At 45.1% G+C, this 11,838-nt stretch carries 8 protein-coding genes; 6 read left to right on the forward strand and 2 right to left on the reverse strand.

Going from position 1 to position 11,838, the window contains the following annotated elements; translation table 11 throughout:
• Positions 1-310: 310 nt before the first annotated feature.
• The 6 genes from J2W69_RS20265 to J2W69_RS20290 all read left to right on the forward strand — a co-directional run bounded on the left by J2W69_RS20265 (position 311) and on the right by J2W69_RS20290 (position 10,021).
• On the forward strand, positions 311-3,004 hold the full coding sequence (locus J2W69_RS20265) for a TonB-dependent receptor (RefSeq protein ID WP_310281993.1): 2,694 nt from the start codon (positions 311-313) through the stop codon (positions 3,002-3,004).
• A gap of 76 nt (positions 3,005-3,080) precedes the next feature.
• Positions 3,081-3,866 (forward strand): family 16 glycosylhydrolase, encoded by a 786-nt coding sequence (locus J2W69_RS20270; protein ID WP_310281995.1) that lies wholly within the window; start codon positions 3,081-3,083, stop codon positions 3,864-3,866.
• A 53-nt stretch (positions 3,867-3,919) separates the two neighbouring features.
• Positions 3,920-6,475, forward strand: a complete 2,556-nt coding sequence (locus tag J2W69_RS20275) for a glycoside hydrolase family 3 protein (RefSeq protein ID WP_310281998.1) — start codon at positions 3,920-3,922, stop codon at positions 6,473-6,475.
• 40 nt (positions 6,476-6,515) lie between these two features.
• A complete protein-coding gene (locus J2W69_RS20280) occupies positions 6,516-7,634 on the forward strand; it encodes a sensor histidine kinase (protein ID WP_310282000.1) in 1,119 nt (372 codons plus the stop codon).
• 8 nt (positions 7,635-7,642) lie between these two features.
• A complete protein-coding gene (locus J2W69_RS20285) occupies positions 7,643-8,464 on the forward strand; it encodes a LytR/AlgR family response regulator transcription factor (protein WP_310282002.1) in 822 nt (273 codons plus the stop codon).
• 132 nt (positions 8,465-8,596) lie between these two features.
• Positions 8,597-10,021, forward strand: coding sequence for a HEPN domain-containing protein (locus J2W69_RS20290; protein ID WP_310282004.1), 1,425 nt, complete (start codon positions 8,597-8,599; stop codon positions 10,019-10,021).
• A gap of 188 nt (positions 10,022-10,209) precedes the next feature.
• On the opposite strand, the gene J2W69_RS20295 is transcribed toward J2W69_RS20290, so the two are convergent.
• Together J2W69_RS20295 and J2W69_RS20300 are read right to left on the reverse strand one after the other, a co-directional pair.
• Complete coding sequence (locus tag J2W69_RS20295; RefSeq protein ID WP_310282006.1) at positions 10,210-11,070, reverse strand: HNH endonuclease; 861 nt, start codon at positions 11,068-11,070, stop codon at positions 10,210-10,212.
• 1 nt (position 11,071) lies between these two features.
• The gene (locus J2W69_RS20300) at positions 11,072-11,725 is read right to left on the reverse strand and encodes an AAA family ATPase (protein WP_310282007.1); all 654 of its coding nucleotides are present in this window, start codon (positions 11,723-11,725) and stop codon (positions 11,072-11,074) included.
• Positions 11,726-11,838: the final 113 nt, after the last annotated feature.

Below are 11,838 nucleotides of genomic sequence, written 5' to 3' on the forward strand. Positions count from 1 at the left end.
CCAGCATCAACTGGATGTTTGATGTGGATGGAGCCCGGCGAAAATTGAACCGGGCGTATGGCAATTTAATCAGTCAGAATTAAGTGGAAAGAGCAGTAGCACCAACGCTCCAATTTTAAAGCCCATTTCTCACTACCTGGCCCACCACAACCCGGCCTCAATCGTGTTGTAGTGTGACCAACTCGCCTTGTCGAATCTCTGTATCTCTGTGTGTCGCATGCCATTAAGGTAAAACCTGTGGCAAACCCGGCTGTTTGGTTCGCCATAAAAAACATAAAACAAAAAAATATCAACAGACAGGGGTTAGACAATGCATAAACGTAACGCACTTTCGCTTGCGATAGCGATGGCATGCGCTTTTTCCGCCGTCGCGCAGCAAGCGGATGGTAACAACGGGACCGAAACGACCACAGCACAAACCACCGCCAATGAAACCGCGCTGGAAATAATTTCAGTCACAGCCACCAAACGCAAAACCAAACTGATGGAAACACCAGTGGCTATTTCAGCCCTGAGTGAAAGCCAGCTGCAGCAGCACGGTGTAAACAATGTGGTGGATATCGCTAATTTAGTGCCTGGCCTCGACATTTCAGTCTCTTCTGAACAGGCTGCTCCTGTTATTACTATGCGTGGTATTCGCTCCACCAACATTACCGAATTAGGCGATCCTGCCGTAGGTGTGCACTTAGATGGCATTTATTCACCGCGCATGCAGGGTGCTTTGGCTTTAATGTACGACGTAGAGCGAGTGGAAGCTTTGCGTGGCCCACAAGGCACTTTGTTTGGCCGTAACTCTACTGTTGGTAGCATTAATGTACTGACAGCAAAACCAGAATTAGACAGCACCTATGGCAGCGTCAATACCGAGTTAGGCCGCTTTAATGCAGTCAGCACAGGTGGCGTATTTAACCTGCCGATTTCAGATGATTTTGCTGTGCGGTTTTCTGGCAAAACGCTAAAACGTGATTCCTATGTCGAAGGCTATTGGGATCCAAACCAATACGACACCCGTTATCTGCCAGAAGGTGTGTTAAACGCCGAAGTGATTTCCGAAAACTCCTATCAGGGCATTGGCCAGACGTTGACTCAGCGCGAAAACTGGTGGATAGATGCGGCAGGCACAGATCCGGAAGCACAAAAAGTGCGTGCTCTAACACCAGCCGATAAAGGTGATTTTTATAACAATGCCAACGAGCATTCATTCCGCGTAAGTACCTTGTGGGCGCCTTCGGCTGGCCGTTTCTCTAACCATACGGTGTTTCAGTACTATAAAAACGACAGCGCAGGTTCTGTCGAGATGGTGAATTGCGAAAAACTGCGTGGCAGACCCGCTGAATTTGGTGGCGATTGTTCGACATTTTTACCAAGCGACAATACCTATCAGGCTGTGGTGAATGTGCCGGGTAAACTGGAGCTGGATATTACCTACCTGCGTAACACCCTGAATTATGAACTGACGGATGAACTGAACCTGGTCTGGTTAGCAGGTTTTGAAGATATGCAAAGGCAGTCGGCGCAGGATATCGAAGTTGGCCTGGATGTCTGGGACGGCGCTATGTTTTTCCTTGATGGCACTGGTGCCCGTTCTTACTCTACTGAACTGCAGTTGCAATCCGATGAACTGGGCGATTTAGTCTGGATCGCAGGTGTCAACCTGTTCCATGAAAAAACCACTACTGTAGGTTACTACGACAACCCAATGGACGATAAAGCCTTTTGGGATCAGCCCGACCGTTCTACCAATGCCTTTGCCGCCTTTGGTCAGGCCACTTATAACCTGAGTGAAGATTTGCACCTGACCCTGGGTTATCGCTTCAGTGATGAAACCAAAGAAGACAAAGGCGGACGTACTCTGCGTTGTTCCAATGCCGATGGTTGTGCTCCAGGTTGGTTTAACCGTACCATTTTGTCTGAATTACCGACCAATGCTTTTGAAAACCCGGCTATTTATCAGTCCTCTTTTGCCAACGACAATAAAGGCAGCTGGCAAAACAGCGATTTCCGTCTTGGTCTTGACTACGACTTCAGCGAAAACACCATGCTGTACGGCTATGTGGCTTCAGGCTTTAAAGCTGGTGGTATAGGTGATGTGTTTGAAGTCGTGAATGACAGAACAGGCGAAGTACAACGTTTTGAAACCCAGTTTGAGCCTGAACAGGTACTGACTTATGAGCTGGGCACAAAAACCAGCTTGTTAGACAACTCACTGAATTTACAGGCCGTATTCTTTTATACCGATTATCAGGATATGCAATATGCCTCAGTTGGCTCTATCGGCAACGTAGAGCGTTTGGCGGCCATAGAAAACCCGGATGGCAGCCCTGTGCTGGATGGCAATGGTCAGCCTGTGCTGGATTTTCAGAATATGCCGGTGATTGCCTATTACACGCAAAATGTTCCGGGTTCGACCATTAAAGGTCTTGAGCTGGAATTTGACTGGAAACCTTATCCAAGTGGTCGTATTTCTGGTTACGTTACCTGGACTGATGCCCGCATTACGGATGACTGGATCACCAAGTGGGACTACGACCCTGAGTACTTGTTTAACTTGTCCTATGAAGAATCGATAGATCCGGAAAACACCTTATTGACCACCAATCTGAAAGGCAATCAGCTGGCCATGGTGCCTAAGTACAGCGCCAACTTAAGCTACACCCACAGCTTTGATTTAGCCGATTACGGCTACATTCACGGCTGGTTTAATGTCAACTGGAAGGATAAATCCTACAACACCATCTGGAACCTGGATAAACATTTGGATGATATGGATTTTGTGGTTCCTGATGAAGCTCTGGCTTATATCGACGATAGTCGGGATGCATTTACTTCAGTTAATGCGTCACTGAAATATGAGCCTAAGGATCAAGTCTGGTTTGCTGAGCTCTTTATCAGCAACGCCACCAATGAAGTTGTGCAGCAATGGAGTAACACTGGCAAAGGCTTCCCCAAAGGCAGCTTTGGTATGCCACGTTATTACGGTGTTCGTGCAGGCTTTAATTTCTGATCCTAACTGACATAAGTAACACACCCACTGTTTGGATTTTAAGTGGGTGTTGTTCACAGCATCACAGGTGACCTTGATGAAACACTTACTAAAAACCGTTGCAGTGCCGGTAGCTACCATGCTGCTGGCTCTGACGTCGGAAGTTCAGGCCAGTTACTTTAAAGATGATTTAAGCTGGGGCTTTAACCCTGCTCTTTGGCAAGCCAGATCTGGCCATAACGGCTCGCCTTTTGGTTGTACTTTTACCCCTGCCATGATTACACCTGCATCACATGGCATCACCCTGGCTTTAAATGCAGGCCAGTGTGCAGAATTACAAAGTAAGAATTTTTATGGTTTTGGCAAAGTGCAGGGCGCGCTGAGAACCGGCAATACCAAAGGCACTGTGTCGTCCATTTTTACCTACACCTCCTGGTGGGATGCGCCCGGGCGGGCCTGGCAGGAAATTGACATCGAATTTCTGCCGACTTTGGGCAATGTAGTGCACACCAATGTGATTTATCAGGCGGTGAATGGCCCTTATCAAAGCTGGGAGCAGGATATTGATTTAACTCAGTACGGCCTGAATGTTCAGCAGAATCTATTGACTATAGGTTTTGATTGGAATGCTAACCAGATCCGCTGGTTTGTCTATGATGCTCAGGGACAAGAGCAAACAATCAGAACTCTGTACAAAGACAATGGCGACGGTCACCTGGCCGCCAATGAAATTCCGGCCCATGCCTGGCCTGTGGATTTAACCCGGATCATGCTGAATCACTGGCACGGCGATAACTCTGAGCAGGGCCATTACTTTCCCGGTCAGTACGATCAACAAAGCGGCTGGGCTTATTACGATTTTATCGAATATATCCAGCATTAATGCTTCTGTTTAACCAGCAGCAACAATGCTGCTTAGATAAAAGGATAAAACAAATGATCAGCATGAAGCGCAGTTTTTCTCTGCTGAGCCTGTTGACGCTATCGCTATCGCCTTATGCTGCGGCGCAGCCAGTCGATAGCACTGCTGTAGAGTGGCCTTATGTTAATACAGGTTTAAAACGCGACCCGGAACTGGAAAAAGTGCTGGACCAGATTTTAGAGCGTATGACACTGGCGCAAAAAGTAGCGCAAATGATCCAGCCTGAAATTGGTTATTTGTCCGTGGCACAAATGCGTAAGTACGGTTTTGGTTCTTACCTCAATGGCGGTAATACAGCACCTTATGGCCAAAAACAGGCGTCGGCAGAGGTCTGGTTAAAATATGCCGATGAAATGTATGAAGCCTCTGTCGATGCCAAAGAAGATGGCAGCCGTATCCCGACCATTTGGGGCACAGACGCCATGCATGGCCACAGCAATGTCTATGGCGCTACCTTATTTCCACACAATATAGGTTTAGGTGCAGCCAATGATCCAGAGCTTATTCACCGTATTGGTGTGGCGACCGCCAAAGAAGTAGCTGTCACAGGTATTGAATGGAGCTTTGCACCTACAGTCGCAGTAGTACGTGACGACCGCTGGGGCCGCACTTATGAAAGTTACTCTGAAGATCCGGCCATAGTCAAAGCTTATGCTGGCCAGATGGTGTCAGGTTTGCAGGGTACTTTGGGCAAAGATTTTCTGCAGGGTTTTGGCCGTATTGCCACAGCCAAACACTTTGTCGGTGATGGCGGCACTGAAAAAGGCATAGACCGTGGTGATACCCTGGTTGATGAGCAAGGCCTGCGTGATATTCATGCTGCAGGCTATATGACAGCCATTCAGGCCGGTGTGCAGTCGGTTATGGTGTCTTTTAACAGCTGGAATGGCGTGCGTTTGCATGGCCACAAATACTTACTGACCGATGTGCTGAAAAACCAAATGGGTTTTGATGGTTTTGTAGTCACTGACTGGAACGGCCATAAGTTTGTCGAAGGTTGTGATTTGGAACAGTGCGCCGGTGCTATTAATGCTGGTGTCGACGTGCTGATGGTACCTGAGCACTTTGAAGCTTTTTACCACAACACCATTCGCCAGGTGGAGCAGGGTATTATCCCGATGGCGCGGATAGACGATGCCGTGCGACGCTTTTTACGGGCGAAAATTCGCTGGGGCCTGCTGGAACGTGGCAAACCGTCCAGCCGGGTTGAATCTGCTCAAATGGCGGTATTTAACAGTCAGGAGCATAAAGAATTAGCGCGGGAAGCGGTGCGAAAATCCCTGGTGCTGCTTAAAAACAACCAAAAAGTACTGCCTTTGTCGCCAAAAAGCAGGGTGCTGGTCGCTGGCGATGGCGCTGATAACATTGCCAAACAAGCAGGTGGCTGGAGCGTGTCCTGGCAGGGTACAGATAACACCAATGCTGATTTCCCCAACGCGACTTCTGTTTATCAGGGCATAAGTCAACAAGTTGAAGCTGCGGGCGGAAAAGTGGAGCTGGCGGTGGATGGCAACTACAAGCAAAAACCTGATGTAGCGCTGGTGGTGATAGGTGAAAACCCCTATGCCGAATGGTTTGGCGACATTCAACAACTGGAATACCAGCACGGCGACAAGAGCGATTTAGCCTTGATCAAAAAGCTAAAAAGCCAGGGTATTCCTGTGGTAACTGTGTTTTTAACAGGCCGGCCGCTGTGGACCAATAAAGAGCTGAACGCATCCGATGCTTTTGTCGTGGCCTGGTTGCCAGGCTCTGAAGGGCAGGGTGTGGCTGATGTGCTGCTCTCCGACAATCAGGGCAAAGCGCGTTATGATTTTCACGGCAAGCTGAGTTTTTCCTGGCCCCGTTACGATCATCAGTTTGTGCTGAATAAAGGCGATGCGAACTATGACCCTTTGTTTGCCTATGGTTATGGCTTAACCTACGCCGACCAGACTGAAGTTGGACCTTTGTCTGAGCAGGTCTCTGCAACAGCAGCAAGCAGTTCGGAACAAGGCATTCAGCCGCTGTTTTTACGCAACTTAACTGCAGATATGGCCTGGGTGTTGTCGGATGGCAGCGCTACGCAAAACTCTGCCGCTTTAATCACTACGCCTTATGGTGTCAGCGCAGACGGTAAAAGTCTGGCTATGCAGTCGGTGAATTTGTCTTATCAGGAAGATGGACGGCAATTGCGCTGGAATGCAGCTGCCAAGGCATCAGCCAGCTTGCGTTACATCAAGCCGGTTGCGGCATCCAAACACAGCAAAGCCAGGGCATTACGCTTTAGCTTGCGCTTTGACCAGCAGGCACCAGCAGAACTAAATCTTGCCGTGCTTTGTGATCAGCAAGGCCGTTGTCAACGTCAGTTGTCACTGACAGAGCCACTTGCGCACTTAAAACCAGGTGTATGGCATACTGTGGAAGTGGCACTGGATTGTGCTGACGCCTCCGCCGTAAAACGGATCTCAGATGCCTTGGTATTTAGCTCAAGCGGACAGCATAGTTTGGCGGTCGCGGATATGGTGCTTTCTGCACAAAAAAGTACAGAAACTGCGAAGGACTTTGTGCTGATAGGCTGTGCCAATTAGCCAGCCTGATAACAGATAAAAACGAACAGTGGTGCTGGCAATGGCAACGCTGTTCGTTTTTTTGAATTGGAATGAAATGGTGTTGCAATCCTTAAGTCGTAATCAACTGTTCTGGCTTTGTCAAAGTGGTGGCTGGGCTGTGTATGCTGTACTGACAGAGCTGATGATTAAAATTCCCAGCCAGGAGCCCTGGCAGGTCGCTCTGCCTCATCTGCTGCTGGATACCAGCTTTGGTTTTGTGTTAACCCTGCTGCTGCGGGCCTGGTATGGTCGCGTCAGTGCGCAGGAAACCCGCTTAAAAATTCTCTGGCATTTACTGGTGATCCTGGTCAGTTGTCTGGTCTGGACTCAGTGGAAGTGGCTGACCTTGCAGTGGCTGTATGGCCAGATGTGGCAGTCTATGACCTGGTTCGACTTCGGTACCTGGAACTCAGCTTCTTTAACTATTTTACTCACCTGGACTGCTTTGTATTACGCCTCCAAAGCGACCTTCGAAACCATGGAGCAGCGGCAAAAGGTAGCAGAAGCTATTCATCTGGCTAAAGAGGCTCAGTTAAAAATGCTGCGTTATCAGCTTAACCCGCATTTTATGTTTAACAGCATTAACGCCATTTGCACCTTAATTTTAAAGCAGGAGAATCAACATGCGGTGTCCATGCTGGAAAAACTCTGCGATTTGCTGCGTTACAGCTTGTACACAGATCCTTTAGCCAAAGTGACAGTGGCAGAAGAAATACTGATATTACAAACTTACTTTGATGTGGAGCAGTGCCGGTTCAGAAATAAGCTGAATGTGTCTGTAGTGGCCGATGATGATGTCAAAGGTTTACTGATGCCCTCTTTGTTACTGCAACCTCTGGCAGAAAATGCGCTGAAACATGGCATGCGTATGTCACAACAAAGTTATGCTATTACCGTGAGCTTCAGTCAGCAAAACGGCCAGTTGCTGATCCGAATGCTGGACAATGGCAAAGGTTTTACAGAGCAAGCTGATACGGGATCTACAGGCTCATCTACTGGTATAGGCCTGCACAATTGTGAGGAGCGCTTAGCGCTGATTTACCCTGGCCAAAGTTCCTTTAGTTTTGGCAACAGAGCTGAAGAGGGGGCCTGGATCCAAATTAGCATCCCCCAGGAACGACCAGGCCTGCCCAGATGATGAGCAAGATGACGATACTAAACACTTTGATCGTAGACGATGAGCCAGCGGCCATAGAAGGCCTGCGATTGCGGCTGGATACTTTTCCGCAAATCCGGGTGACAGGCGAGGCCAACAGCGTGGCGGAAGCTATCACTTTGATCAACACTCAGACGCCTGATCTGATTTTTCTGGATATTGAAATGCCGGAACAAAGCGGTTTTGACCTTATTCGGCAACTTCAACCCGAACTTTGCCCAGCCATAGTTTTTGTCACCGCTTTCCATCAACACGCAGTCAAAGCCTTTGAAGTACGAGCCCTTGATTACTTATTAAAACCAGTAAAAATGGAGCGTTTAGCCGAAGCTATAGCCCGGGTTTGTGAAGTCACAAGCAACAGAGCCGACAAAGCACAAATGCTGGCCGCTGTTGCTGAAATAACCAAAGATCAGCAGGGTGCTAGTGCTGAGCCCGGTAAAAATGAGAATACAGAATCAGCCGAGCCGCAATATTGTATAGAACGGCAGAAACTGGTGATCCAGGACGGACGCAACCCCATTCAGTTGATCCCCTATCAGGACATTATCTGGATTGACGCCGCCGGAGACTATATGTGTGTGCACACCCTTGTCGAAACTTATGTGATGCGGGCGCGCTTAAAAAGCCTGATCGACGAGCGGCTGCCTAATGTCTTTGTCCGCATTCATAAATCAACAGTGGTGAACCTGACGTATATCGAAAAACTACAACCGCTCTGTAACTCCGAGTACAACGCTGTCTTACAGAATGAAAAGGTGCTGAAGGTCAGCCGCACTTATGCCAGAGCCTTGAAGCTGAGGTTGTTGGGTTAGGGGGGGGGCAGTATTTTGGTGACTTCACTGTTGTCTGTAATGAGCGATAAGCGGACATTGTTCAAATAGCTAGGATATATATAAACGCTTAAACTAAACGCAGGTGGTCTCTTTCAAAATAGAGCAATGATAATGGCAAGACTTAACAACGAAAAGCTAGTGCAAATTTCGGCCCCATGCTATGACAACATATCAACTCTTCTCGAAGAACTATACAGTGCTTACTTGGGGTTCCAAGACAATCCAGCAGAATATGCTAAACGCAGGTCTAGTTATGGTTTGCCTCTTGGAACCATTAGCGCACCATCAGACATGATAGAGAGCATGTCAGAAAAACTAAGGAAAGCAGAACATTGTATCTTTCAGATTCATTGTACAGATAAGTCGAGTCAACTCGTAACGCAGATATCTGAAACTATCAGGCGATCAAATAATCTCAATTGCATAATCTCAGAACTCAAACCAATTATCGAAGCAAGCATATATGAGTACGTAAATGCACGTCTAGAGCAACTTCTTCAATCTGACGCAACACAAGAGTCACCCTTTGAACTTGACAAGGATACGTTTTCATCTGTACTAAATAGGCGAATTCAGATGTTCAAAAGAATGTTCTCTAAAAGAATATTTGAATTCCCAGTTGTTGCTTTTCAGCTTAATAATGAAATACAGCTAAGTAGTAATATCTCGTTGATTAAAAATACCCCTGATAGACTGAATCACGTTGACTGTCAATTTATGGATCGCTTCAATGAATCAAGGCTTTATGACATAAATTTTTATTTGAGGGTTAGTATCCCGATAAAATCCAGTTATGAATACTCCCGTAAGTTATCCAAGCGGGTTGAAGGTGCGATGATAGGTTGTATAAATCTTGTAACAAGCTACCAAAACTACAGAACAGTATCTCTGATTTCTGCAGACGAGCGGGCAAATCATTTATCCCATTTTTTTCGTTACGGATCAGACATTGACAATATGGATGTTGCCAAAAGTTACGTCTTTCCAACCCAAATACCAAAAGATGATTCCCTCTGGAGCGATCTAATTGAGAGTAACAAAACTCCAGAAAGTTTGGCGAATTGGATCCTTAATGTACCCCAATTAATGATTGAGCTTTCAGGAAGTAAACATTTATTGATCGAGCGTGTCGAGCGCTCTTTGAAATGGTTTAGGGATGCTGTGAACGAGGCAGATATGCAAATTCGGATACAAAAAATTGTAACCTCAATCGAAGCATTGGTTAACTTCAGTGATAAAGATACTACCGAATCATTTATTCGTCGCATTGTGAAGCTTCATAGTTCTGAGATTGAGTGCGTTGATAGCGTCGAAAGTCGAGCAAGAGAGCTCTATAAGTCACGCTCTAACATCGTTCACGGTTCATCACTAGTTGAGAGGCTCAGTTTCGATTTAGTTGATTTTTCGTCTAAATGCTTAGTTCTAGGAATTATATGCTATTCCATGTATGGTCTATCTCAGCCAAAAGACTCAAAAAAACTAAAAGCATGGCTAGACTCTCCAGTGGTAAAAACCGATGAATCTGCAGGGAGTTGACTAATTTAGATAAATCACTATCAATCATTCACAGAATGAAATCCAATTTCCGCTGTTGGCACAGAACCGATCAGCGCTTTGAGCGAAAAAAGGATCTTAACGCCCGCAATAAGCGGACAAAAATTGTTGGCTACACTTGTTGAGGAACGAAAAAAAGCCAACTGTTTTTGCTCCGTTTAATTGCCTGGTTAGCCGTCTTCTACAACACCCAGTGCATTTTTAAAGCCCCCATCACAGAATTCATGGTTATGAGCTAAAGCATAAAGTAATGATGAACGCCAATCATTAACTCCCATTTTAGAGTTGAACTGTCTTTCAGCAGCTAATAAAAGGTTTTTTATCATCTCTGGATCGGATGAAATTTCATAAAGAGGCTCCATAGATACGTAAAAAGGTGCTAGGAAAATGTTAATTTCTTTTAGCAGTCTATCGTTTAGATTAACTCTTCTTGATTGAAACGTCATCATTTCATACAAGTCATCATCTAATGATTCTATATTCTCTATTTCAAATGAAACTTTCAACTTACCATCAACTAATTCTACACTCGCTATGAAAAATCTATCTTCAGATGGGACTTGATCATAATATATATGAAGAAAACTATTCGAAGGTTCTGTACCCGCTGCCGTTCTTTTTTTGTTGTTACACTTGTGGCACATAGGAACAAGATTACTAGAATAAAGAGCTAAAGATTTGTATATTGACCTAGGTAAATGATGATCTAATTCATCAGCAGCGCTAATGCTACAGCATGGGCATCGTTCTGCTGATAGCAGTAATGTTGAACGATAATCTGTTAAGCGTTTTTTTTCTTGTATTTCACTATAACCATCATGAATCGCTTGCTTGGTTTCATTAGACAAAGTATTGGCAAGTAGATCATCGTGTACTTTTCCATGTAGATCTTCATATCGTTCATAGATAGAACTTAGAGTTTCGTATTCTGCTTCCGTTAGTTGATATTTAGCATCACCATTTATATACGTTAAAGCTGTGGTTATGATCTCTCTACTATTTTCATTATCAGGTAATGGCAATGACCACATATTATTCCTCCTTTTTTAACAAGGATGACATAACATAAGCTCTAGCTTGCATGCTCATTTCACCATCAAATAAATTTTCTACTTTTTCTATGATTTCAGCATTCTCAGGAACTACGATTCCAGTACGATATGATTTTATTACATTATCCAATTCATAGTGAAAATCGGTTATCTCACTTGATAGACTAAAAACATGAGATGTTATAGAGGCAAGGTTCTCGCCGAATGTTTGTATTTCTGGTGAAATGATTTTAGTTATGCCATCTTGCCTCCTAACAATTTTTACATGCCGGCTTAAAGTTTCCTGAACAACCACAGGGGAATGTGTAGCAACGATAGCAAAAGCATCTAGCTCCTCTAATATATACCTGATTGAGCTCATTAAGACAGCTAATAGAGGCGGGTGCAGATGAGTTTCAGGCTCATCAAATAAAACCAAACTGCGTTTATCAGCATGAGAAATTATATTAACTACTGAATGGATTACGAATTTATGACCTGTTGAAGAATTAATAAAAATATCAGACAAGCTGTCAGCTAAATTTTTAAAATCTATGCCTTTAAAAAGATCATAAAAAGAACTTTCTTTTGATAAAATCTTGAATACTGTAAATAAAATATTTAGTCTTTTCAAATCGGTAACTGTATCAACCAAAAATTTTACTTCAGATAGTGAGTATGTAAAATTTTCTGTGTAAGTGGCTGTTTATCATAGTGATACACGATCACCGTACATGATGATGAACTGATTCATCGCCGGTTTCCAGT

This window comes from Rheinheimera soli (genome assembly GCF_031457405.1).
Classification (GTDB): domain Bacteria; phylum Pseudomonadota; class Gammaproteobacteria; order Enterobacterales; family Alteromonadaceae; genus Pararheinheimera; species Pararheinheimera soli_A.

What these genes read in the sequence shown, in the direction of transcription:
- J2W69_RS20265 (WP_310281993.1), top strand. Translation starts at nt 311, where the DNA reads ATGCATAAACGTAACGCACTTTCGCTTGCGATAGCGATGGCATGCGCT.
- J2W69_RS20280 (WP_310282000.1), top strand. Translation starts at nt 6,516, where the DNA reads ATGGCAACGCTGTTCGTTTTTTTGAATTGGAATGAAATGGTGTTGCAA.
- J2W69_RS20270 (WP_310281995.1), top strand. Translation starts at nt 3,081, where the DNA reads ATGAAACACTTACTAAAAACCGTTGCAGTGCCGGTAGCTACCATGCTG.
- J2W69_RS20295 (WP_310282006.1), bottom strand. Translation starts at nt 11,070, where the DNA reads ATGTGGTCATTGCCATTACCTGATAATGAAAATAGTAGAGAGATCATA.
- J2W69_RS20290 (WP_310282004.1), top strand. Translation starts at nt 8,597, where the DNA reads ATGGCAAGACTTAACAACGAAAAGCTAGTGCAAATTTCGGCCCCATGC.
- J2W69_RS20275 (WP_310281998.1), top strand. Translation starts at nt 3,920, where the DNA reads ATGATCAGCATGAAGCGCAGTTTTTCTCTGCTGAGCCTGTTGACGCTA.
- J2W69_RS20285 (WP_310282002.1), top strand. Translation starts at nt 7,643, where the DNA reads ATGACGATACTAAACACTTTGATCGTAGACGATGAGCCAGCGGCCATA.